General features: G+C 45.0%; 1 protein-coding gene. It reads right to left on the bottom strand.

The features are described 5' to 3' along the window. Positions 1 to 262: hypothetical protein (locus ACFIK0_RS09665; RefSeq protein WP_375663955.1), on the bottom strand; the 262-nt coding region annotated here is incomplete at its 3' end. Positions 263 to 289 lie beyond the last annotated feature (27 nt).

The raw sequence follows: 289 nt of genomic DNA, 5'->3' as shown, positions 1-289 counted from the left end.
GATCGGTGACATCCTTTTTTTGTTGTGGTGTTAAGGTGATGACTCCATCCCAATCAAGTAAGTGATCGAGACCCCACTTGTAGTTAAAGTTCAGGGTAGAGTGCATCATATCGTTATTGTTATTAACGTGGTTATTGTGCAATTGAAGATAACGGTAAACCCGGTTCCTCATGTGCAGGATTGACCAACCCAATTCGTAAACCCGGTCCACGACAATCCCCACTGGGCCTTTATCCTTGCCGATCAATTCTGGATCGGTCACGATTTGGTCGTAGAAGAAGGCCGTTAA

It is taken from the genome of Bartonella sp. CL63NXGY (genome assembly GCF_042194905.1).
Lineage (GTDB): Bacteria > Pseudomonadota > Alphaproteobacteria > Rhizobiales > Rhizobiaceae > Bartonella.
Note: the sequence above shows the minus strand (reverse complement) of the source record. Positions and strands in the feature narration are given on the sequence as shown.